Source organism: Enterobacter sp. BWH64 (assembly GCF_001037645.1).
In the GTDB taxonomy this organism is placed as follows: domain Bacteria; phylum Pseudomonadota; class Gammaproteobacteria; order Enterobacterales; family Enterobacteriaceae; genus Enterobacter; species Enterobacter hormaechei_C.
In genome coordinates this window covers 3,460,422-3,482,596 of record NZ_KQ089922.1, presented here as the reverse complement: position 1 = coordinate 3,482,596, position 22,175 = coordinate 3,460,422, and the positions used below count along the sequence as shown (strand labels likewise).

General features: G+C 56.1%; 22 protein-coding genes, 2 tRNA genes and 1 other annotated feature. Of the genes, 11 read left to right on the top strand and 13 right to left on the bottom strand.

Translation table 11 applies throughout. The features are described from left to right. Window positions 1–20: 20 nt before the first annotated feature. Window positions 21–1,001, top strand: a complete 981-nt coding sequence (gene wzzB / locus SK50_RS16675) for an LPS O-antigen chain length determinant protein WzzB (RefSeq protein ID WP_017693102.1) — start codon at window positions 21–23, stop codon at window positions 999–1,001. Between the two features lie 38 nt (window positions 1,002–1,039). On the opposite strand, the gene hisIE is transcribed toward wzzB, so the two are convergent. From hisIE to hisL, 9 genes are all read right to left on the bottom strand, one after another. Then, entirely contained in the window at window positions 1,040–1,651 is a 612-nt protein-coding gene (gene hisIE, locus SK50_RS16670) for a bifunctional phosphoribosyl-AMP cyclohydrolase/phosphoribosyl-ATP diphosphatase HisIE (protein WP_017693103.1), read from the bottom strand. Then, entirely contained in the window at window positions 1,645–2,421 is a 777-nt protein-coding gene (gene hisF / locus SK50_RS16665) for an imidazole glycerol phosphate synthase subunit HisF (RefSeq protein WP_017693104.1), read from the bottom strand. Before hisF ends, hisIE begins: the two co-directional genes overlap by 7 nt. Continuing rightward, window positions 2,403–3,140, bottom strand: coding sequence for a 1-(5-phosphoribosyl)-5-[(5-phosphoribosylamino)methylideneamino]imidazole-4-carboxamide isomerase (hisA, locus tag SK50_RS16660; RefSeq protein ID WP_017693105.1), 738 nt, complete (start codon window positions 3,138–3,140; stop codon window positions 2,403–2,405). Before hisA ends, hisF begins: the two co-directional genes overlap by 19 nt. After that, window positions 3,140–3,730 carry an imidazole glycerol phosphate synthase subunit HisH gene (gene hisH / locus SK50_RS16655; protein WP_015572396.1) on the bottom strand — a complete coding sequence of 197 codons (591 nt, stop codon included), beginning with the start codon at window positions 3,728–3,730 and terminating at the stop codon, window positions 3,140–3,142. The genes hisA and hisH overlap by 1 nt, the downstream gene beginning before the upstream one ends. Beyond that, window positions 3,730–4,797 (bottom strand): bifunctional histidinol-phosphatase/imidazoleglycerol-phosphate dehydratase HisB, encoded by a 1,068-nt coding sequence (hisB, locus tag SK50_RS16650; RefSeq protein ID WP_017693106.1) that lies wholly within the window; start codon window positions 4,795–4,797, stop codon window positions 3,730–3,732. The genes hisH and hisB overlap by 1 nt, the downstream gene beginning before the upstream one ends. Further along, the gene (hisC, locus tag SK50_RS16645) at window positions 4,794–5,855 is read right to left on the bottom strand and encodes a histidinol-phosphate transaminase (RefSeq protein WP_017693107.1); all 1,062 of its coding nucleotides are present in this window, start codon (window positions 5,853–5,855) and stop codon (window positions 4,794–4,796) included. Before hisC ends, hisB begins: the two co-directional genes overlap by 4 nt. Continuing rightward, window positions 5,852–7,156, bottom strand: a complete 1,305-nt coding sequence (gene hisD / locus SK50_RS16640) for a histidinol dehydrogenase (protein ID WP_048229730.1) — start codon at window positions 7,154–7,156, stop codon at window positions 5,852–5,854. The genes hisC and hisD overlap by 4 nt, the downstream gene beginning before the upstream one ends. Before the next feature lie 5 nt (window positions 7,157–7,161). Next, on the bottom strand, window positions 7,162–8,061 hold the full coding sequence (gene hisG, locus SK50_RS16635) for an ATP phosphoribosyltransferase (RefSeq protein ID WP_000886595.1): 900 nt from the start codon (window positions 8,059–8,061) through the stop codon (window positions 7,162–7,164). 45 nt (window positions 8,062–8,106) lie between these two features. Beyond that, window positions 8,107–8,230 (bottom strand) — a sequence feature (His leader region). Beyond that, on the bottom strand, window positions 8,206–8,256 hold the full coding sequence (gene hisL / locus SK50_RS23940) for a his operon leader peptide (RefSeq protein ID WP_099516347.1): 51 nt from the start codon (window positions 8,254–8,256) through the stop codon (window positions 8,206–8,208). (Overlaps the previous feature by 25 nt.) A 172-nt stretch (window positions 8,257–8,428) precedes the next feature. Here hisL and SK50_RS16630 point away from each other — a divergent pair, with 172 nt between their 5' ends. From SK50_RS16630 to SK50_RS16620, 4 genes are all read left to right on the top strand, one after another. After that, a complete protein-coding gene (locus SK50_RS16630) occupies window positions 8,429–9,253 on the top strand; it encodes an SDR family oxidoreductase (RefSeq protein ID WP_017383300.1) in 825 nt (274 codons plus the stop codon). 41 nt (window positions 9,254–9,294) lie between these two features. Next, the gene (locus SK50_RS16625) at window positions 9,295–10,224 is read left to right on the top strand and encodes a LysR substrate-binding domain-containing protein (protein WP_015572401.1); all 930 of its coding nucleotides are present in this window, start codon (window positions 9,295–9,297) and stop codon (window positions 10,222–10,224) included. 219 nt (window positions 10,225–10,443) lie between these two features. Continuing rightward, on the top strand, window positions 10,444–10,506 hold the full coding sequence (gene yoeI / locus SK50_RS23935) for a membrane protein YoeI (RefSeq protein WP_099458931.1): 63 nt from the start codon (window positions 10,444–10,446) through the stop codon (window positions 10,504–10,506). After that, the gene (locus SK50_RS16620) at window positions 10,496–11,854 is read left to right on the top strand and encodes an APC family permease (protein WP_006811203.1); all 1,359 of its coding nucleotides are present in this window, start codon (window positions 10,496–10,498) and stop codon (window positions 11,852–11,854) included. The genes yoeI and SK50_RS16620 overlap by 11 nt, the downstream gene beginning before the upstream one ends. Before the next feature lie 121 nt (window positions 11,855–11,975). Here the strand turns inward: SK50_RS16620 and sbcB are convergent, their stop codons facing one another. Beyond that, window positions 11,976–13,412 carry an exodeoxyribonuclease I gene (sbcB, locus tag SK50_RS16615; RefSeq protein WP_015572402.1) on the bottom strand — a complete coding sequence of 479 codons (1,437 nt, stop codon included), beginning with the start codon at window positions 13,410–13,412 and terminating at the stop codon, window positions 11,976–11,978. A 191-nt stretch (window positions 13,413–13,603) separates the two neighbouring features. Between sbcB and dacD the strand changes: the two genes are divergently transcribed. The 4 genes from dacD to SK50_RS16595 all read left to right on the top strand — a co-directional run bounded on the left by dacD (window position 13,604) and on the right by SK50_RS16595 (window position 17,001). Continuing rightward, window positions 13,604–14,776 (top strand): serine-type D-Ala-D-Ala carboxypeptidase DacD, encoded by a 1,173-nt coding sequence (gene dacD, locus SK50_RS16610; protein ID WP_047740833.1) that lies wholly within the window; start codon window positions 13,604–13,606, stop codon window positions 14,774–14,776. Window positions 14,777–14,894: 118 nt separating this feature from the next. Next, a complete protein-coding gene (sbmC, locus tag SK50_RS16605; RefSeq protein ID WP_017693111.1) occupies window positions 14,895–15,368 on the top strand; it encodes a DNA gyrase inhibitor SbmC in 474 nt (157 codons plus the stop codon). Between the two features lie 91 nt (window positions 15,369–15,459). Next, window positions 15,460–16,518, top strand: coding sequence for an FUSC family protein (locus tag SK50_RS16600; protein ID WP_017693112.1), 1,059 nt, complete (start codon window positions 15,460–15,462; stop codon window positions 16,516–16,518). Window positions 16,519–16,665: 147 nt separating this feature from the next. After that, window positions 16,666–17,001 carry a DUF496 family protein gene (locus SK50_RS16595; RefSeq protein WP_000450410.1) on the top strand — a complete coding sequence of 112 codons (336 nt, stop codon included), beginning with the start codon at window positions 16,666–16,668 and terminating at the stop codon, window positions 16,999–17,001. Between the two features lie 146 nt (window positions 17,002–17,147). Here SK50_RS16595 and SK50_RS16590 read toward each other — a convergent pair. Next, window positions 17,148–17,223 (bottom strand) — tRNA-Asn (locus SK50_RS16590). Between the two features lie 226 nt (window positions 17,224–17,449). On the opposite strand from SK50_RS16590, the gene emmdR reads away from it, so the two are divergent. Together emmdR and SK50_RS16580 are read left to right on the top strand one after the other, a co-directional pair. Beyond that, complete coding sequence (gene emmdR, locus SK50_RS16585) at window positions 17,450–18,868, top strand: multidrug efflux MATE transporter EmmdR (protein WP_023294986.1); 1,419 nt, start codon at window positions 17,450–17,452, stop codon at window positions 18,866–18,868. A gap of 103 nt (window positions 18,869–18,971) precedes the next feature. After that, a tRNA-Asn gene (locus SK50_RS16580) sits at window positions 18,972–19,047 on the top strand. A 120-nt stretch (window positions 19,048–19,167) separates the two neighbouring features. Here SK50_RS16580 and SK50_RS16575 read toward each other — a convergent pair. Together SK50_RS16575 and shiA are read right to left on the bottom strand one after the other, a co-directional pair. Further along, window positions 19,168–20,622, bottom strand: a complete 1,455-nt coding sequence (locus SK50_RS16575) for an AMP nucleosidase (protein WP_015572404.1) — start codon at window positions 20,620–20,622, stop codon at window positions 19,168–19,170. Between the two features lie 76 nt (window positions 20,623–20,698). Then, the gene (gene shiA, locus SK50_RS16570) at window positions 20,699–22,015 is read right to left on the bottom strand and encodes a shikimate transporter (RefSeq protein WP_048229729.1); all 1,317 of its coding nucleotides are present in this window, start codon (window positions 22,013–22,015) and stop codon (window positions 20,699–20,701) included. Window positions 22,016–22,175 lie beyond the last annotated feature (160 nt).

The following is a 22,175-nucleotide window of genomic DNA, read 5'->3' as shown; positions in this document are numbered from 1 at the left end:
TTTCATCTGTTAGGGATTGTATGACGCAAAACAACAATAACCTGGTCGCACGTAACAATGACCCGGAGCAAATTGATTTACTTGATGTAATGCTACAGCTGTGGCGTGGTAAGTGGGTAATAGGGGCTTTTATTGCTGCTTTTATCGTTCTTGCTGGCGTTTACATCACTGTAGCCAAAGAGAAATGGACGTCATCAGCCATCATAGCCCAGCCTGATGCGGCACAAATCGCCACCTATTCCAATGCATTGAATATCCTCTATGGCGGGGCAGCTCCCTCCATGTTAGACATTCAGAATCGTGCTATTGGACGTTTCAATTCCTCCTTCTCGGCATTAGCTCAGGCGCTGGAGAATCAGGAAGATCCGGAAAAACTGACTATTGAGCCTACCGTTAAAGGACAAAGTTTGCCTTTAACCGTAAGCTATCAGGGCGAATCCGCTGAAGCAGCTCAAAAGCAATTAGCTCAGTACATTCAGCAGGTTGACGAGCAGACGGCAAAAGAACTGACGCTTGATCTCAGAGATAACCTCAAGCAGCAGATCACAACCCTGAACGACTCCCTCCAGAATCAGGAGAAAGTTGCTCAGGAGCAGAAAGATCTACGCATCAAGCAGATTACTGAGGCGCTGAAGAACGCAGAAGCCGCTAAGATCACCACTCCGCAGCTTCAACAGACTCAGGATGTTACTCAGGAAACCATGTTCCTGTTGGGTACCGTAGCGCTCAAGTCAATGGTTGATAACGAAGCGTCTCGCCCGCTGGTCTTCTCAGGCGCTTACTACCAAACCAAACAAAATTTACTGGATATTCAGAACCTCAACGTTAACCCAGACACTATTCACGTCTATCGTTACGTCATGAAGCCGAACCTGCCTATCCGACGCGACAGCCCGAAAATTGCTATTACCCTCATCCTTGCCGTACTGCTCGGCGGAATTATCGGTTCTGCTGTCGTCCTCGGCCGTAACGCGCTGAGAAACTACAAGCCAAGAGCCTGATTTACACACAAAAAAGACCGGGTCTCCCCGGTCTTTTTTTATTTATGTCGTTTCCGCAAATTCTCAATCACCGTCGTTAAATCCAGTTCCTGATCCTGAAGCAGCACCAGCAGGTGATACATCAAATCCGACGCTTCGTTCGTCAGCTCCTCACGGTCATGCACGGTGGCCGCCAGCGCCGTTTCAACGCCTTCCTCACCCACTTTCTGCGCAATACGTTTGGTGCCGCTGGCGTACAGCTTCGCCGTGTACGAGCTCTCGGGATCCGCTGATTTACGCTCTGCCAGCAGCTGTTCCAGCTGATAGAGGAACAGCCACTGGTGGCTCGCCTCGCCAAAGCAGCTGCTGGTGCCTTTGTGACAGGTCGGGCCAATCGGGTTGACCAGCACCAGCAGGGTGTCATTGTCGCAGTCTGGCGTAATGCTGACCACGTTCAGGAAGTGGCCCGAGGTTTCCCCTTTCGTCCACAGGCGCTGTTTGGTGCGCGAGAAAAACGTCACCTTGCCGCTGTCGATCGTTTTTGCCAGTGCCTCCTGGTTCATGTATCCCAGCATCAGCACTTCGCCTGAAACGGCATGCTGTACAACCACCGGCAGTAATCCGTCAGTTTTTTCCCAGTCCAGCTGCGCCTGTTGTTGCTCTGTTAACATACCCTGATCTCCACGCCCTGGTCGGCCAGGTACGTTTTTAACTCACCAATATTGATAATCTGTCTGTGGAACACGGAAGCGGCCAGCGCGCCGTCTACGTTCGCATCGCGGAAGGCTTCAAGGAAGTGTTCCATGGTGCCCGCGCCGCCGGAGGCAATCAGCGGAACGTGGCAGACCGTGCGCACTTTTTTCAGCTGCTCGAGGTCGTAACCGTTGCGTACGCCGTCCTGGTTCATCATGTTCAGCACGATTTCACCCGCACCGCGTTTTTGTACTTCCTGCACCCAGTCCAGCGTCTCCCATTGTGTGACGCGCGTGCGGCTTTCATCGCCGGTGTACTGGTTGACGTGATATTTGCCCGTCGCGGTATCAAACCAGGTGTCGATCCCCACGACAATGCACTGCACGCCAAAGCGGTCCGCCAGACGCGTAATCAGCTCCGGATCTGCAAGCGCAGGGGAGTTAATCGAAATTTTGTCCGCACCGAAAGAGAGAATTTTCGCCGCATCGTCAGCAGATTTAATCCCGCCCGCCACGCAGAAGGGAATATCAATCACCTCTGCCACGCGCGCCACCCAGCTTTTGTCCACCACGCGGCCATCGCTGGAGGCGGTGATATCGTAAAATACCAGTTCGTCTGCGCCTTCTTCGGCATAGCGTTTTGCCAGCGGAACGATGTCGCCAATGATCTCGTGGTTGCGGAACTGCACGCCTTTTACAACCTGACCATCACGCACGTCCAGGCAGGGAATTATCCGTTTTGCCAGCATTGAATCGCCTCCTTCACCGTAAATTTGCCTTCCAGCAGCGCGCGACCCACGATCACGCCACGTACACCGGTTCCGCGCAGAGCGGCGATATCCGCCAGGTCGCCGATACCGCCAGAGGACTGAAACGCCACCTGCGGATAACGCGCGCAAACCTCTTCATACAGCGAGACGTTAGAGCCTGCGAGCGTACCATCGCGTGAAATATCCGTGCACAGGACGTGCTTCAGCCCTACCGGAAGATACATCCCGACCAGCTCTTCCAGCGTTACGCCGGAGTTTTCCTGCCAGCCGCTGACCGCGACCTGTTTGTTACCCTGCGCGTCAATGCGCACATCCAGCGCCAGCACCAGCGCATCCGCACCGAAGCGGCGGAACCAGCCCTTGACCGTCTCAGGATCTTTCACAGCGGTCGAACCCACTACCACGCGCGCCACGCCCGCGTTCAGTAAGGCGGCAACATCGGCTTCCGTACGCACGCCGCCGCCCACCTGCACGGGGACGTCCACGCCAGCCACCAGTGTTTTAAGCAGCGGGATCTGGCGTTTAGCCGGATCTTTCGCGCCGGTCAGATCGACCAGGTGCAACACCTCAGCGCCCTCCGCGGCGTAAGCCTGTAACCGCGGCAGCGGGTCGTTGCCGTAGTCGCGCTGCTGCCCGTAATCGCCCTGGTGGAGACGAACTACCGTGCCGTCAATTAAATCTAAAGCGGGAATTATCATCACATCTCCAGGAAATTTTTCAGCAGTTGCGCACCGGCGGCGCCGGAGCGTTCCGGGTGAAACTGCACGCCGTAAAAGTTATCTTTCTGCACGGCGGCGGTGAACGCCTCGCCGTAATTGCACTGGGCGATGGTGTAGGCATTCACGGGCATGGCGTAGCTGTGGACGAAATAGAAGTACGCGCCGTCTTCAATACCCTGGAACAGCCTGTTGCCCGCCTTCGGATAAACGCGGTTCCAGCCCATGTGCGGCAGCGGCAGGCCGTGGTCGGTCATTTTCGGCACGTCTTCTTCAATAATACCCAGCAGATCAACGCCGTTGCTCTCTTCGCTGCGGCGGCCAAGCAGCTGCATGCCGAGGCAAATGCCCAGCACCGGTTGAGTACAGGCTTTGATGAGATCCACCAGCTCGCGCTCATGGATCTGATCCATCGCCGCCTGGGCGGTGCCAACGCCCGGCAGAAAGAGTTTATCAGCACGCAGCACCACGTCCGGGTCGCGGCTCACCACCGGCTCGTAGCCGTGGCGCATAATCGCCGACTGTACGGAGTTCAGATTGGCGCATCCGGTGTCCAGAATCACCACGTTCATTACAGCACTCCTTTCGACGAGGGCAGGGCGTCACCTTCCACGCGGATCGCCTGGCGCAGGGTACGGCCAAAGGCTTTGAACAGGCTCTCGACGCGGTGGTGATCGTTTTTGCCTTTGGTTTTCAGGTGCAGCGTCAGGCCCATGGTGTAAGAAAGTGAGCGGAAGAAGTGTTCCACCATCTCGGTGCTGAGATCGCCCACGCGCTGATAGGTAAAGTCGGCTTTGTATTCCAGGTGCGGACGCCCGGAGATATCCATCGCGCAGCGCGCCAGGCACTCGTCCATCGGCAGAACAAAGCCGAAGCGGTTGATGCCGCGCTTGTCACCGAGCGCCAGCTTCAGGGCTTCGCCCAGCGCCAGGCCGGTATCTTCCACGGTGTGGTGATCGTCGATATACAGGTCGCCCTTAACGGTGATCTCCATGCGGAAGCCGCCGTGCGTGGCGATTTGATCCAGCATGTGGTCAAAGAAACCGACGCCGGTGTGGATCTTGCTGCCGCCTTCGCGGTCGAGCCAGACCTTCACGTCGATCTGCGTCTCTTTGGTGTTGCGTTCAACGTGGGAATAGCGGTCGCGTCTGGTGAGCTGCTCGCCAATCATTGCCCAGTTTAGCGTGTCGCGGTTATAGCGCAGGCCCGCAATGCCCATGTTGTCCGCCAGCGTGATATCCGTGACGCGATCGCCGATCACATAGCTGTTGGCGTTATCCAGCGCCTCTTCCGCCAGATAACGTTCAACAAGCTTCACTTTTGGCTTGCGGCAGTCGCACTCGTCGGCAGGCATATGCGGGCAGATCAGCACTTCGTCGAAGGCGATGCCCTGCGAGGTCAGCACCTGCATCATTAGGTTGTGCGGGCCGTCAAAGTCTACCTGCGGGAAGCTGTCGGTGCCCAGACCGTCCTGGTTGGTGATCATCACCAGCTTATAGCCTGCTTTCTGAAGCTTCAGCAGCACCGGGATCACATCGGGTTCAAAGGCCAGCTTGTCGAAACGATCGACCTGAAAATCGCTGGGTGGCTCCGAGATGATGGTGCCGTCACGATCGATAAAGAGATACTTCTGACTCATACTTTCTCCGCTTTCAGGGCGTCAATCACGCGCTGGCTCTCTGCACGGGTGCCGACGGTAATACGCAGGCAGCCGCTCAGGGTAGGTTGTTTATTCTGGTCTCGTAAGATAATGCCCTGATCCCACAACGATTTAAATATCGCGCTTGAGGCGGTGAAGCGCACCAGGATGTAGTTGGTTTCCGAGTCGAACACCTGCTCCACGCACGGAATCGTTTTAAGGGCATCGACAAGATACTGACGCTCTTCCAGGATCTGCGCCACACGCTCGCGCATCGCGCTGATGCCCTGCGGGGCCAGCGCCTGTGCCGCAATATCGGCAACCGGCGTTGAGAGCGGATACGGGGCAATCACTTTCAGCAGCAGGTCGATAACCGCTTTATTCGCCAGCGTAAATCCACAGCGAAGGCCGGCGAGGGCGAAGGCTTTGGAAAGGGTACGCAGCACAACGAGATGCGGATACTCTTCAAGCCAGCCTGCCAGCGTCGCCTGCGGGCAGAACTCAATATAGGCTTCATCAGCGACGACCAGCGCCTTGCCGCGCGTCATCTCCAGCAGGGTGCGGATATCCTGCGGATGAATAATCTGCCCGGTGGGGTTGTTCGGGCTACAGACAAACACCACCTTCACGCCGTCGAGGTTATCGGCGATGCCCTGCAAATCCAGCTGCCAGTTGTCGAGCGCCTGCACGTTGCGGCAGGCCACGCCAAAGGTTTCGGCGCTCACGCTGTACATCCCGTAGGTGGGCTGGCAGTACATCACCGCGTCTTTACCCGGCTCACAGAAGGCGCGGATCAGCAGCTCAATCCCTTCATCCGCCCCACGGCTGACCAGCACCTGCTCAGGCTTCACGCCTGCATACTGCGCATAGTTCTCGATCACCGCTTTCGGCTGACACTCCGGGTAGCGGTTCAGCGTCTGCTGCGAAAGCTCAAAGGCCACCGCCGTGGGATATTCATTGGCATTCAGCCAGACGTCGCCGTTCCCGCCCAGACGACGCGCAGACTGATAGGGCGTCAGGCGACGGACATTTTCGCGGGCTAATTCTTCGATGTTCATGCTTGCTCCTTCAGGGCGGCAACGCGCAGCGTCACGGCATTTTTGTGGGCAGTCAGGCGCTCGGCGGCGGCCAGGGTTTCAATGGTCGACGCCAGCGAGGCAAATCCCTCGCGGGAGAGTTCCTGCACGGTCATGCGCTTCTGGAAATCCGCCAGCCCCAGGCTGGAGCAGGTTGAGGTATAGCCATACGTGGGCAGCACGTGGTTGGTGCCGGAGGCGTAATCCCCGGCGGATTCCGGTGACCAGTCGCCGAGAAACACCGAGCCTGCGCTGGTTATGCTGTCGACCAGTTCGCGCGCGTTGCGGGTCTGAATAATCAGGTGCTCAGGACCGTACTGGTTGGAGATGGCGATGCACTGGTCAAGATCGCGGGCCACAATCAGGCGGCTGGCGGATAGCGCCTGACGCGCCGTTTCCGCACGCGGCAGGTCAGCCAGCTGACGCTCAACGGCGTCGCCCACGCGTTTTGCCATGTCGGCATCTGGCGTCAGTAAAATCACCTGCGAGTCAGGGCCGTGCTCGGCCTGCGAGAGCAGGTCAGAGGCCACGAAATCCGGTGTAGCGCCGCTGTCGGCAATCGCCAGCACTTCAGACGGACCGGCAGGCATATCAATCGCCGCGCCGTCCAGACGCTGGCTGACCTGGCGCTTCGCTTCGGTCACGTAGGCATTGCCCGGGCCAAAGATTTTGTCGACCTTCGGAATGGATCCCGTCCCGAACGCCAGGGCGGAAATCGCCTGCGCACCGCCCACTTTATAGATCGCCTGCACGCCGCACAGCTTCGCCGCATACAGGATCTCGTCGGCGATCGGTGGCGGAGAGCAGAGCACCACCTTCTGACAACCGGCAATACGTGCCGGGGTGGCCAGCATCAGGACGGTCGAAAACAGCGGGGCAGAGCCGCCGGGAATATAGAGGCCAACGGACGCCACCGGGCGTGTCACCTGCTGGCAGCGTACGCCGGGCAGGGTTTCCACATCCACCGCCTGCAATTTCTGCGCGGTGTGGAAGGTATCAATATTTTTCACCGCGACGGCCATCGCCTGTTTGATGTCATCACCCAGACGATTGCTGGCATCAATGATTTCCTGCTCGGTAACCTGTAACGCGTCGACCTCAGTTTTATCAAACTTCGCGCTGTACTCGCGCAGCGCGTCGTCCCCGCGGGCTTTGACGTTATCAAGGATCTCCGCCACGGTGCGGGTGATGCTCTCCGAGGCGGAAATTGCCGGGCGCATCAGCAGCTCGCGCTGTTGCGCGTCGCTATAGGTATTCCAGTCGATGATTGTGTTAAAGCTCATGGTCGTTACTCCATCATCTTCTCAATTGGCAGCACCAGAATGGAGCTTGCGCCCAGCGCCTTCAGTTTTTCCATGGTTTCCCAGAACAGGGTTTCGCTGCTCACCATGTGCATCGCCACGCGCTGCTGGTCGCCCGCCAGCGGCAGAATGGTTGGACGCTCAGCGCCCGGCAGCAGGGCAATCACTTCGTCCAGACGCTCGGTTGGCGCATGCATCATGATGTATTTGGATTCACGCGCCTGAATCACGCCCTGAATGCGGGTCAGCAGTTTGTCGATGAGCTGCTGTTTGGCGTCGGCCATCTCGCCGTCGCGCTGGATAAGGCACGCTTTGGAGCGGTAGATCACCTCCACTTCGCGCAGGCCGTTCGCTTCGAGCGTGGCGCCGGTGGACACGAGGTCACAGATGGCATCGGCCAGGCCCGCACGCGGCGCCACTTCAACAGAGCCATTCAGCAGACAGGATTTAAACTGCACGCCTTTTTGATCGAGGTAACGCTTCAGCAGGTGAGGGTAAGAGGTGGCGATACGTTTGCCGTTCAGCGCGGCCGGGCCGTCCCAGGCTTCATCGACCGGCGTAGCCAGCGACAGGCGGCAGCCGCCAAAGTCCAGACGACGCAGGGTAAAGTAGCGCGGATCTTCGCCCTGCGCGCGGCGGGTTAATAACTCTTCTTCCAGTACGTTTTCGCCGATGATGCCGAGATCAACGACGCCATCCATCACCAGGCCCGGGATATCGTCATCACGTACGCGCAGAATGTCGATCGGCATATTTTCAGCCAGGGCGATCAGGCGCTGGGTGTGCAGGTTGATTTTAATCCCGCAACGGGCCAGCAGTTCGCGTGAATCGTCGCTTAAACGGCCTGATTTTTGAATAGCTATGCGTAAACGTGAGTTATCTAACATTCTGTGTTCCTCGTTAACCTGTTTTAACCTGTCTGAATGCGGTCCAAAAAAAAGCCCCCGGAAGAAGATCTTCCGGAGGCTTTTTCATGCGTTCATGCACCACTGGAAGATCCAAACGTCTTCCAGCACACATCGCCTGAAAGACTAGTCAGGATGATGGTGATGATGGTGGTTTTTAAAAGGAACGCGTGTCATATAAATTCTCGTTGAATGCTTATGCATTTGATGTCTTTTAACCTAAACCAGTTGTACGCCATAAAGCAAGGGCTTTTTTTGATCATTAATTCATTTCATATTGATGGTATGAATTGTGCGTTCCACCAGGCTGGCGTAGCCTTATAACAGGCATCGTTAAGCGGAGAATGTAATGAAAAAGGTCGCGATTGTCGGGTTAGGATGGTTAGGAATGCCACTGGCGATGTCATTAGCCGCGAAAGGCTGGCAGGTGACAGGGAGTAAGACCACCCGAGATGGGGTTGAAGCGGCACGCATGTGCGGCATTGATGGTGTCGAGCTGCGTCTCGAACCCGAGCTTATCTGCGATACCGACGAGCTGGATGAACTGATGAATGTGGACGCGCTGGTCATTACCTTACCGGCGCGGCGCAGCGGCCCGGGTGAGTCTTTTTACTTGCAGGCGGTGCAGGAGATTGTCGACAGCGCCCTGGCGCACCATATCCCGCGTATCATTTTCACCAGCTCCACCTCCGTCTATGGCGATATCGACGGTACGGCGAAAGAAAACACCGAGCGCCGTCCGGTGACCGCCAGCGGCCGGGTACTGAAAGAGCTGGAAGACTGGCTGCACAATCTGCCTGGCACGCAGGTGGATATCTTACGCCTGGCCGGACTGGTGGGGCCGGGGCGTCATCCGGGGCGCTTCTTTGCCGGTAAATCCGCGCCGGATGGCCAGCACGGGGTTAATCTTGTGCATCTTGAGGATGTTATCGGCGCAATAGAACTGCTTTTGCAGGCTCCGAAAGGGGGGCACATCTATAATATATGTGCGCCTTCGCATCCGCCGCGCAGTACCTTTTATCCGCTGATGGCGCGCCAGCTGGGTCTGGCGCCGCCGGTATTCAGCGAGGCGCAGGGGGAACGCAAAGGCAAAATTATTGATGGCAATCGTATTTGCCATGAACTGGGATTTGAATATCAGTATCCCGATCCGCTGGTTATGCCCATGGAATAATTGCGCCGGCGGAGACAATCGCACACCGCAAGGGGGCGAAGATGAAACCGCTGCTGGATGTTCTTGTTATTCTGGATGCGCTGGAAAAAGAGGGGAGCTTTGCCGCCGCCTCGGCGAAGCTCTATAAAACCCCTTCGGCTCTGAGCTACACCGTGCAAAAGCTCGAGAGCGATCTTAATATCCAAATCCTTGACCGCACCGGGCATCGCGCGCGTTTCACCCGTACAGGGCAGATGCTGCTGGAAAAAGGGCGTGACGTGCTGCATACGGTTCGCGAGCTGGAAAAGCAGGCCGTCAAACTTCACCAGGGCTGGGAAAATGAGCTGGTGATTGGGGTTGATGATACATTCCCTTTCTCCCTGCTTACCCCGCTTATTGAGGCGTTCTATCAGCGCCACAGCGTCACCCGGCTGGTTTTTATCAATGGCGTGCTGGGCGGTTCCTGGGAGGCCCTGACGCAGGGCAGGGCGGATATCATCGTTGGGGCGCTGCATGAGCCTCCCCAGTTAAGTGAATTTGGTTTTGCGCGGCTGGGCGTTCTGGAGCAGGTTTTTGCCGTTGCGCCTCATCACCCGCTGGCGAATGAACCGGAGCCTGTTACCCGACGCGTCATTAAAAACTATCGCGCCATTGTGGTTGGAGACAGTTCTCGCCCCGAATGCGGCATTTCATCGCAGCTGCTGGATGAGCAGGAGGCCATCACCGTTTTTGATTTTAAAACCAAGCTGGAGCTGCAAATAAGCGGCCTGGGGTGCGGTTACCTTCCCCGTTATTTAGCGCAGCGGTTTATTGACAGCGGAGCGCTGGTGGAAAAACAGGTTTTAGCGCAGAGCAGTAACGAATCGGTATGGGTGGGCTGGAATGAACAGACCGCCGGGCTTGCCAGCGCCTGGTGGCGAGACGAAATTTTAGCAAATAGTGCTATCGCCACAGTTTACGCTCAGGCAGATGATGGGAAATCAATCAGTTAGTAAAATTAATTTATGGGCAGGTTTCTCAATGTATTGCCTTTTGTATCTGGAATAGGGCAAAATGCCGCCGCTGCAAACAAATGAATAATCGACGATATAAAAGGCGTCGGTTATTTTTTTTTGCATGTACGAAACGAAACTAAAAACCAAGAGGCCGGGCTTCGTACCGGATAGATATTTACTAAAATCCGACAGTTGTTGTCGCTGAGGAAGAAAGAAATGGGGCAATTTTTCGCTTACGTGGCGGTTATCACCGTAAAGGAGAATAACTATGTCGCATAACGCAACTCCAAACACCTCTCGCGTGGAATTACGTAAAACGCTTACGTTGATTCCGGTTGTTATGATGGGCCTTGCCTATATGCAACCGATGACGCTGTTCGATACATTCGGTATCGTATCAGGCCTTACTGACGGTCACGTTGCAACGGCGTACGCCTTTGCGCTGGTCGCCATCCTCTTTACAGCGCTGAGCTACGGTAAACTGGTTCGCCGTTTCCCGTCCGCAGGCTCTGCGTACACCTATGCTCAGAAATCCATTAGCCCGGCGGTTGGCTTTATGGTGGGCTGGTCATCACTGCTGGACTACCTGTTCATGCCGATGATCAACATTCTGCTGGCAAAAATTTACTTCGAAGCGCTGGTGCCTTCCGTGCCGTCGTGGATCTTCGTTGTGGCGCTGGTGGCCTTTATGACCATCTCTAACCTGCGCAGTATCAAGACCGTGGCTAACTTCAACACCCTGATTGTGATCCTTCAGATGGGGATTGTTGCGGTTATCGTTGGGCTGATCATCTACGGCGTTTCCCACGGTGAAGGCGCAGGTACGCTGACCAGCACCCGTCCGTTCTGGTCTGAAGGCGCTCACGTAGTGCCGATGATCACCGGTGCGACTATCCTGTGCTTCTCGTTCCTGGGCTTCGACGGTATCTCTTCTCTGTCTGAAGAGACCAAAGACGCTGAGCGCGTGATCCCGAAAGCGATTTTCCTGACCGCGCTGATTGGCGGCCTGATCTTCATCGGTGCGTCTTACTTCTTACAGCTGTACTTCCCGGATATCTCTCGCTTTAAAGATCCGGATGCATCACAGCCTGAAATTATGCTGTACGTGGCGGGTAAAACCTTCCAGTGGGGCGTGCTGATCTTCTCCAGCGTCACCGTACTGGCTTCCGGTATGGCTGCGCACGCGGGCGTTTCTCGTCTGATGTACGTGATGGGCCGTGACGGTGTGTTCCCAACCCGCTTCTTCGGTTACGTGCATCCTAAATGGCGTACCCCGGCGTGGAACGTGCTGCTGGTGGGCGCTATTGCCCTGCTGGCGATTAAATTCGACCTGGTAACGGCCACGGCGCTGATTAACTTTGGTGCGCTGGTGGCGTTCACCTTCGTTAACCTCTCCGTGATTTCGCAGTTCTGGATCCGTGAGAAGCGCAACAAGACGCTGAAGGACCACATCAACTATCTGGTGCTGCCAGTGTGTGGTGCCCTGACGGTGGGCGCCCTGTGGATCAACCTGGAAGAGAGCTCAATGGTTCTGGGTCTGATCTGGGGTGCAATCGGTCTGATTTACCTGGCTTGCGTGACCAGAAGCTTCCGCAACCCGGTTCCTCAGTACGAAGACGTCGCGTAAGACTGTGTCGGGTGACGGCTATGCTCAACCCGACCTACAGTTTCGTAGGCCGGGTAAGCGTTAGCGCCACCCGGCAAAAAAAAGCCGGAGACATCGCCTCCGGCTTTTTTGTACCCGCTACTCAGACAATTTCTTGCGCATACTGGAACAGCGCTTTCAGCAGCGCCTGCTTTTCAGCATTCCCTTCATACTGACCGTAAAGCATCTCCAGCTCCTGGGCGTAGCTATTAAGAAACTCCGGCGTAAACACGTTGCGCCGATGCTGTAACCAGCGTTCCTGCTCTGCTTCATCCAGCGTGCCGGGATAGTTGCGCGCGCGATAATTAAACATCAACTTCTCAATGCGCTTATCTGCGAAGGTGATATCCAGCGCGGGCAGGTTACGCGGGTCGGTTTGCAGCACGATGTTCATCGCCGCGCGATCGGCATCGCTGAAGAAGCCGTTATAAAGCTGCGCATCCACATTCTCAGACGGCACGAACGGCTCTGCTTCGGCAAAAATGGCGACAACTTTCTCGCGCACCTGCGGGTTGTCGCGCAGCACTTTCAGGTTGTCGAGGCAGTGCTGACGGTTAATCCCCAGCCGGTCGGCGTCTTCCGGGCGCAGCGTGTTGGCCTGCGCCAGCACCGGGCACTTATTAATGTGCACCAGTTTTACCGGTACGGCTGGCAGGTCACCCAGCGCCTCTTTCGGGGTATAGAGCCGTTCACGTAAGGTGTCGCTGTCGAGCTCAAGCAGCGGGGAGATATCTCCGGCGAGATCCACCATGATGACGGCGTTACGGTTGTCCGGATGCCAGGCAAGCGGCGCCACCCAGCTTGTATTCCCGCGCCACGCACCGAACATCCCTGAAATATGCACCAGCGGTTTCATCTGCGGCACGTCAATTAGCGTCATCAGCTTTTGCTTGCTGCGATGGCTCAACAGATACTCAAACAGGCGCGGCTGCGCGGTTTTTACAAGTTTCGCCATAGCGATGGTCGCGTAAACGTCTGCCATCGCGTCGTGGGCGTTGCTGTGCTCAATGCCGTTGGCCCGCGTCAGGTGCTCGAGCCTGAAGCTCGGCAAGCCGTCGTCGTTCTCCGGCCAGTTAATCCCCTCCGGGCGCAGCGCATAGCAGGCGCGCATGATATCCAGCAAATCCCAGCGTGAATTACGGTTCTGCCAGCTCCAGGCATACGGATCGTAGAAGTTGCGGTAGAAGATATTGCGCGTCACTTCATCGTCAAAACGGATATTGTTGTAACCCACCACGCAGGTATTGGGCACCGTGAACAGGTCGTGGATGCGACGGGCAAATTCTGCTTCGCTAACGCCTTTATCCCGCGCTTCCTGAGGCGTGATGCCCGTCACCATTACCGCGCCCGGCTGCGGCAGATAGTCATCGGCGGGCTTACAGTAAAACACCTCGGGTTCGCCGATGACGTTAAATTCGTCATCGGTACGGATAGCCGCAAACTGCGCCGGTCGGTCCAGCGCCGGATGGGTGCCAAAGGTTTCGTAATCGTGGAACAAAAAAGTCGGGCGCGCGGCAGAGTCAGACACCAGTAATCTCATCCTGTTAAAAATTGACGTCTCTATGGTAAACGATTGGGGTGAGCAGTCCGAATAAAAAGCACCGTCAGGCAAGAAATTTGCGAGATTTGTTCCGAAAAAATCTGCGTGCTGTCACATTTTTTTGCAATTAAGGCAGGTAACGACATCAGAACTCCCGTAAAAAGGTCATCGATTTTTACTGACCTGAGGATATACCTTTGAAACGCCGTCTGTTTATTGCTGTTTCTTTACTCGCTTCGAGTATTTCTTCCGCGCTGGCTGCCGAGCCGCTGGATTTTTCACCTCAGCCACCTGCCATCCAGGCTGGCTCCTGGGTATTGATGGATTACACCACGGGTCAAATCTTAACGGCGGGCAACGAACATCAGCAGCGTAATCCGGCGAGCCTGACCAAACTGATGACGGGGTACGTTGTCGATCGTGCTATTGATAGCCACCGCATCAGCCCCGATGACATTGTGACGGTCGGACGTGACGCATGGGCAAAAGGCAATCCGGTCTTTGACGGTTCGTCGCTGATGTTTCTGAAGGAGGGCGATCGGGTTTCCGTGCGCGATCTCAGCCGCGGCCTGATTGTTGATTCCGGCAATGACGCCTGCGTGGCGCTGGCGGATCACGTGGCGGGCGGTCAGCCGCAGTTCGTCAGGATGATGAATGACTACGTTGAAAAGCTGAACCTGCGCGATACCCACTTCGAAACCGTACACGGGCTGGATGCACCGGGTCAGCACAGCTCCGCTTACGATCTCGCCGTGCTTTCCCGGGCCATCATTCACGGCGAGCCTGAGTTCTATCACATGTACAGCGAAAAGAGCCTGACCTGGAACGGCATCACCCAGCAGAACCGCAACGGCCTGCTGTGGGATAAGACCATGAACGTGGATGGCCTGAAAACGGGTCACACCTCGGGCGCGGGCTTTAACCTGATTGCCTCCGCGGTGGACGGTCAGCGTCGACTGATTGCGGTGGTGATGGGGGCAGACAGCCCGAAAGGACGTGAAGATCAGGCGCGCAAGCTGCTGCACTGGGGACAGCAAAATTTTGATACGGTGCAGATCCTGCATAACGGTAAAAAAGTGGGAACCGAGCGCATCTGGTACGGCGATAAAGAGCAGATCGCGCTGGGCACGGATCAGGACTTCTGGCTGGCATTACCCAAATCGGAAGTGCCGAACATCAAGGCGAAATACGTGATGGATAAAAAAGAGCTGGAAGCGCCGATCGCCGCGCATCAGCGGGTAGGGGAGATCCAGCTGTACGATCGTGACAAGGTGGTAGCGCACTGGCCATTGGTTACGCTGGAAAGCGTTGAAAAGGGCGGCCTTTTCTCCCGCCTCGGCGATTATCTGCATCATAAACTCTGACCTTTTTGGGCAGACTGGCAGTGTTGCGAGTCTGCTCACATAATAAACACTCCTGGTTTGCCGATAATCTCGATTCTGCTTTACAGTGTATATATATACAGTAATAAACGGAGGCAGCATGGACTACAGCATCAGGCAGCAACAGAAACGTACGATCGCTGGCTTTCATCTCGTGGGGCCGTGGGAAAAGACGGTCAAGCAGGGATTTGAACAGCTGGTCATGTGGGTAGACGGGCGTCATATTCAGCCGCAGGAGTGGGTGGCCGTTTATTATGACAATCCGGATGACGTGCCGGCAGAAAAGCTCCGCTGCGTTACCGCCGTAACGGTAACGGACGATTTCACTATCCCTGAGAACAGCGAAGGGGTGATGATGACCGAAATTGTTGCCGGAGAGTATGCGATTGCCGCCGCGCGCGTCGAAAATCATGATTTCGCCACTCCATGGTATCAGTTCTTCAACTCCCTGCTGGAAGACAACAAATTCCAGATCGCGGCAAAACCCTGCTTCGAACGTTATCTTAACGATGGCAATGCTGACGGCTACTGGGATATTGAGATGTTTGTACCGGTAGAGCACAAAGTGGGATAATCCTGCGGAATGCAGGGTTTTTCAGCCGGGCGCGATCCACCCGGCTGAAAACACAGTACAATTGTGGTTTGCCGTAGAGCTGGAGACGGGTGTGCGCCCCGACAAGTCATTAACCCCTTTTGAAATTCGGTTATACAAACATTATCGCGTGGTGCACGGTTGCCGCATTGCGCTGGCGTTTGTGTTGACCTTCGTACTGGTTCGTCTGCTGGATATCCCGGAAGGGACGTGGCCGCTGATCACGCTGGTGGTGGTGATGGGGCCGATCTCATTCTGGGGGAACGTGGTCCCGCGCGCTTTCGAACGCATAGGCGGCACCGTTTTAGGCTCAGCGCTTGGGCTTATCGCCCTGAAGCTGGAGCTGATTTCGTTTCCGGTCATGTTGCTGTGGTGCGCGGTGGCGATGTTTCTTTGTGGATGGCTGGCCCTCGGCAAGAAACCGTATCAGGCGCTGCTGATTGGCATTACGCTCGCGGTTGTGGTCGGCGCACCGGCGGGCGATATGACCACCGCATTGTGGCGAAGCGGGGACGTGATCCTCGGCTCGTTGCTCGCCATGCTGTTTACCGGCATCTGGCCGCAGCGCGCCTTCCTGCACTGGCGCATTCAGATGGCAAACTACGTCACGGCATTTAACCGGGTCTACCAGGCCGGGTTTTCGCCGAATCTGATTGAGCGCCCGCGTCTGGAAAAGCACCTGCAAAAAATCCTCAATGATGTGGTCAAAATGCGCGGGTTGATTACCCCGGCAAGCAAAGAAACCCATATCCAGAAAGCCATTTTTGAAGCTATTCAGACGGTCAGCCGTAATCTGGTCTGTATGCTTGAACTGCAAATCAATGCCCACTGGGCCTCACGCCCCAGCCATCTTCTGATGCTCAACGCGCATACGCTGAAAGAGACGCAGCAGATGACGCAACAAACCCTGCTGACCATCGCCCATGCGCTATATGAAGGTAACCCACAGCCGATACGGGCGAACAGCGAGCGGCTGAACGAAATCGTCGCCGAGCTTAAACAGCTGATGAATGAGCGCCAGGGAGACAATGTGGCGGAAACGCCCATCCATGGTTATGTCTGGCTGAGTATGGAGCTGGCGCGACAGCTGGAGTTGTTATCGCAGCTGATTTGCCGGGCGCTGCGCAAATAAAAAGCGTATGTGATGCCTGCTGCTTCGATTCAGCAACAATTAGGGTTATGATGGTTTTAAACGATATACTCATTGTCATTCGCAGCCGCTGTCTGTTAAAACGGTTGCTTTAACGAATCCGAATCTCACATTATCAGGGGTATAAAAATGGAAACTACCAAGCCTTCGTTCCAGGATGTTCTGGAGTTCGTCCGCCTGTTCCGCCGCAAAAACAAGCTACAGCGCGAAATCCAGGACGTAGAGAAGAAGATCCGTGACAACCAGAAACGTGTCCTGCTGCTGGACAACCTGAGCGACTACATCAAGCCTGGCATGAGCGTTGAAGCTATTCAGGGCATCATCGCCAGCATGAAGAGCGATTATGAAGATCGCGTTGATGACTACATCATCAAAAACGCTGAGCTGTCCAAAGAGCGTCGCGACATCTCCAAGAAGCTGAAAGTGATGGGCGAAATCAAAAACGTCGACGCTAAAGGCGAGTAATCGCACACTCTGTTGCCCGGTGGCGCTGCGCTTACCGGGCCTACAGGACTGTTATTACGTAGGTCGGGTAAGGCGAAGCCGCCACCCGACAATTTCACGAACGCAGAAAAGCAAAAAGCCTGCTCTAAAAGCAGGCTTTTTAAATTTGGCTCCTCTGACTGGACTCGAACCAGTGACATACGGATTAACAGTCCGCCGTTCTACCGACTGAACTACAGAGGAATCGTTGTGGAGGCTTATCTTAGCGGCGAAAAAACTTTTGTCAAACCTGATCTCAGGCAAAAGCGTTTGATTGATGATTCTGTCGTCATTTTGTTGTAAATCCAAACATAATTTTATGGAAAATACTTTGCAGGATACGCATTTCTGCCCCATCATTTGAAATGGAGTTTCAACTTTCTCGCTAAGGTCCATTTTGAACGTCACCGCACCCCTACGCCAGGCGATTATGCGCACGCCCTGGTATGCAAAACGTAAGAGCTATCGAGTTCTGTTCTGGCGTGAAATCACCCCCCTTGCCGTGCCTATTTTCCTGGAGAATACCTGCGTCCTGCTAATGGGGGTGCTGAGCACTTTTCTGGTGAGCTGGCTCGGTAAAGAAGCCATGGCCGGGGTGGGGCTGGCGGACAGTTTCAACATGGTGGTGATGTCCTTCTTTGCCGCTATCGATCTCGGTACGACGGTGGTGGTGGCGTTTAGCCTGGGCAAGCTTGATCCGAAGCGTGCCCGCGAAGCGGCCAGACAGTCGCTGATGATCATGACCCTCTTTTCGATCATCCTTGCGGCGGTTATCCATTATTACGGCAAAGAAATTATCGACATTGTCGCGGGAGAAGCGACCAGCGAGGTGAAGGATCTGGCTCTCACCTACCTGGAAATGACGGTGCTGAGTTATCCGGCGGCTGCCATCGCGCTGATTGGTAGCGGTGCGCTTCGTGGAGCAGGAAATACCAAAATTCCGCTGCTGATCAACGGCGGCATGAACATCCTGAATATCATTATCAGCAGCGTTTTGATTTACGGCGTCTTTTCCTGGGAGGGGCTGGGCTTTGTCGGCGCGGGTTTGGGGCTAACCATTTCCCGCTATATTGGTGCGGCGGCGATAATTGGCGTACTGATGGCGGGAATTACGCCATCGCTGCGCCTGACACTGAAAAGCTATTTCCGTCCGCTTAACTTCGCCATTATCTGGGAAGTGATGGGGATCGGGATTCCGGCCAGCATCGAATCCGTGTTGTTTAACGGTGGGAAACTGCTGACGCAGATGTTTGTTGCCGGGATGGGAACAGACGTCATCGCCGGCAACTTTATTGCCTTCTCCATCGCCTCGCTCATTAACCTGCCGGGAAACGCGCTGGGGTCGGCGTCGACGATCATTACCGGCAGACGTCTCGGAAAGGGGCAGATAGGGCAGGCGGAACGGCAACTTCGGCACGTCTTCTGGCTTTCAACTATTGGACTGACGGCGATTGCGTGGGGAACTGCGCCTTTTGCCGGGCTGATGGCCTCGTTCTATACGCATGAAAATGACGTGAAAGAGGTCGTGAAGGTGCTCATTTGGCTCAACGCGGCGTTTATGCCAATTTGGGCCGCGTCCTGGGTACTTCCTGCCGGGCTGAAAGGGGCGCGCGATGCCCGGTTTGCGATGTGGGTCTCCATGCTCGGCATGTGGGGCTGTCGCGTTGTGGCGGGCTACACGCTGGGGGTAATGTTGGGTATGGGCGTTGTCGGCGTCTGGCTGGGGATGTTCCTTGACTGGGCCGTGCGCGGGGCGCTGTTCTACTGGCGCATGGTGAGCGGGCGCTGGCTGTGGAAATATCCGCGAAAAAAACCGGAGCAGGAGGTTTCGGAAACGGCAAGTGCCTGACAAATGTGCGAAGTGGAGAATAAATCGGCAAACGATTGAAAATCTGCATTCACCCTTTGACATCCTCAGGGCGCATCGATAATATGCGCCCCGTTCACACGATTCCTCTGTAGTTCAGTCGGTAGAACGGCGGACTGTTAATCCGTATGTCACTGGTTCGAGTCCAGTCAGAGGAGCCAAATTTGAAAAGCCTGCTTTTAAAGCAGGCTTTTTGCTTTTCTGCGTTCGGTCAGTTTGTCGGGTGGCGCTCCGCTTACCCGACCTACGGAATCCCAGGCCGGGTGAGTGGGTCCTTGTTATCAGCGGAACGGTGGCTCATTGAAGGTGCGCAGCTTGCGGGAATGCAGTTTGTCGCCCTCTGCACGCAGTAAATCGATGGCGCGAATACCAATCTGAAGATGCTCTGAGATCGCCCCTTCGTAAAAACGGTTCGCCTGGCCCGGCAGTTTGATCTCGCCGTGCAGCGGTTTATCGGACACGCACAGCAGCGTGCCGTAAGGGACGCGGAAGCGATAGCCCTGCGCGGCAATGGTGGCGCTTTCCATATCGATTGCGACCGCACGGCTGAGATTGAAACGCAGGGCGGAGGCGGAATAGCGCAGCTCCCAGTTACGATCGTCGGTGGTGACGACCGTACCGGTACGCAGGCGCTGCTTCACCTCTTCACCCGGCATGCCGCTCACCTCTTTGGTGGCGTCGTACAGGGCGCGCTGCACTTCCGCGATACTCGGGATAGGAATATCCGGCGGCAGAACCGCGTCAAGGACATGGTCGTCACGCAAATAAGCGTGGGCGAGGACGTAATCGCCAATCAGCTGACTTTCACGCAGGCCGCCGCAGTGGCCGATCATCAGCCAGACGTCCGGGCGCAGTACCGCCAGATGGTCGCAGATGGTTTTCGCATTCGACGGGCCAACGCCGATGTTAATCAGCGTAATGCCCTGACCGTCGGCGGTGATCAGGTGCCAGGCTGGCATCTGGTGCTTTTTCCACGCCAGGTCGGAGATGGCCTCTTCCGGTGCTTCGGTTTCGGCGGTGATCCAGATCCCGCCCGCGCAGGAGAGGGCGATGTAAGGGCTGTCCGGATCGAGGATCTGGCTACAGCCCCAGCGGACAAATTCGTCTACGTAGCGGGTGTAGTTGGTAAACAGCACGAACGGCTGGAAATGTTCGGCTGGGGTGCCGGTGTAGTGACGCAGGCGTGCCAGCGAGAAATCGACACGGCGGGCATCAAAGTGCGACAGCGGTGAAAACTCTGCCGGGTGATAGATCCCGTCCGCCGTCTCATCGCCAATCTGCGACAGCTCAGTGGTCGGGAAGTGGCGGGTCAGCCCCGCGCTCATGGAGCGATCCAGCGTCAGCGCTGAACCGTCTATCACGTACGGGTAAGGGATCTCGTGCAGGGACGGTTCAACGCTGATATGCGCGCCGTAATCCTGATACAGCAAAGTAAGCTGCTCTTCCAGGTAGGGGCGGAACAGCGCAGGTCGCGTGATGGTCGTGCTGTAACAGCCGGAGTGGGTGAAACGCGCATAGGCGCGGGTTTTCGGATTGCTGCTGGCGCTGCCGTCCCAGGTGACAGAGAGCGATGGATAAACAAAAAGGCCCTGGGTTCTGGCCTTTTCATCGGGAAGCTTCCCTGTTTCGATATAGTCACTGATGGCGCTGCGCAGTGCATTGACGGACTGTTCATACAGCGCGTCGAGTTTTTCCAGCGCCTGAGCCGGGGTCAGGCTGGAGCCCTTATTATTCATGTCTGTCTCCTTGTTCCACAGGTGTGCGGCTTTACCCGATAGTATGGCACACGCCTGTGAAACAAAAGTGAGGAGATCAGCTGTGCGTGGTTTCCTTCATCAACAGGGCGGTGGCGGCAGAAAGCAGGCAACCCGCCAGCAGATAAATCGCCACGCTGTGCCAGTTACCGCCTGAGAACGTCACCAGCGCGGCGGCGATAAACGGCGTAAACCCGCCGCCGACCACGCTCGCCACCTGATATCCCACGCCCGCGCCGCTGTAACGGTAGCTTGCGCCAAACAGCTCGGTGAACATTGGCTGCTGCACGCAGACCACCATATCGTGAGCGATGTTCGCAAGCATGATCGCGAAGAAGACAATCCAGAAGACCGACTGTGCCTCCAGCGCCATAAAGAACGGCCAGGCGCTGAGTGTGCCGATGAGCGCCCCGGTGATATACACCCGTCGACGGCCAAAGCGATCCGCCAGCCAGGCGAAGCAGGGGATGGTCAGGCAGCTGATCCCGCCCACCACCAGGCCAATATTCAGGAACAATTCCCGCGGCAGGCCGAGGTTTTGCGTGGAGTAGTTCAGGGCAAAGGCGGTGACGATATACATCGTTAGCAGTTCGCACAGGCGCAGGGCAATGATTTTCAGAAAAGCGCCAGGGTGCTGCACCAGCGCTTCCATCACCGGCAGCCGTTTTTTCGCGACCGGTTTTTCGCGCTGCTGCCGCTCAAACTCAGCCGACTCTTCCATGCCGTTACGGATCCACAGGGCCACCACGACCAGCACAATGCTGAAGATAAACGGAATACGCCAGCCCCAGCTCAGGAACTGCTCGTCTGTCGTGAGCTGGCTTATTAGCGACACCAGGCCCGTGGAGAGCAGCAGACCCACGCCATAACCCACCTGCACGCCGCTGCTGTAAAACGCTTTCTTATTCTTCGGCGCGCTTTCCACGGACAGCAATGCCGCGCCGCCCCATTCGCCGCCGACGGCAAAGCCCTGAATGGCGCGCAGCGTCACCAGCAACACCGGGGCCCACCAGCCAATCGAGGCAAAGGAGGGCAAAATACCGATCAGCGCGGTGGCAATGCCCATCATCCAGACGGTGAGCATCAGCATACGTTTCCGGCCAAGGCGGTCACCGAAGTGGCCGAAAATTATCCCGCCCAGAGGACGAAACAGAAAACCGACGCCGAAGGTGGCAAATGCAGCAAGCGTGCCCATGGCGGGGCTGATCTGGGGAAAGAATTCACGGTTAAAGGCCAGCGCAGCGGTAATACCGTAGAGCAGAAAGTCATACCAGTCGACGACGGCGCCTGCGAAGCTACCTAAAGCGGCGCGGCGGGCGCGGTTAAGCGAAGGTGTCTCCTCGTTGCGGCGAGCGGAGATAAGGGTGGAGTCCATAGTTGTCCTGTCTGTACTGATTTTTAATTATTGGTATAAGAAAAGGTCACTCACATCACGGCCGTCATATTGACGGAATGTATGAGACTACCGCGACAGGCGGCCTGAGAAAACGTTTTTATCTTTCCTGAAAGCGCAGAATAAATAAATTTCATCTTAT